Here is a 377-nt window from a genome sequence, read left to right as displayed (position 1 = left end):
GGTTAACCTCTTCTTTTTTTCCACGCACAAGTCAGCCACCCATTAAATCAGGCAACTGTTCGGAGGATAAGACTTGATTAACCAACTATAACTTAAGTTTATAAAACCACATTTCTCAAAAAAGAGAAAACCCTTGCAATCAACAATATAGACAACAAATTCTTATTTTAGATAAAATGATACGCAAAAAAACACTACCATGCTGACCAGCGCTGTTAATAAAACATTCTTTGTTTTCATAGCGATTAAAACGGCAATCACAGCGCCGATTAAATATGGATTGCTAAACGTGATATTTATAGTATTTTTCTCAGGCAAAAAAACAATAGGCACCCAAATAGCCGTTAATACAGCCGGGCTTGAATAACTTAAAAAAC

Annotated in this window: 1 protein-coding gene; it reads right to left on the bottom strand. The window is 34.5% G+C overall.

Annotated elements, in window-relative coordinates; genetic code table 11:
- Positions 1 to 162: 162 nt before the first annotated feature.
- The coding region (locus ACYP03_RS24605; RefSeq protein ID WP_459782466.1) for an AzlD domain-containing protein at positions 163 to 377 on the bottom strand (215 nt) is incomplete at its 5' end.

Source organism: Photobacterium sp. R1, from assembly GCF_054600795.1.
This window is presented reverse-complemented; position numbering and strand designations above follow the sequence as displayed.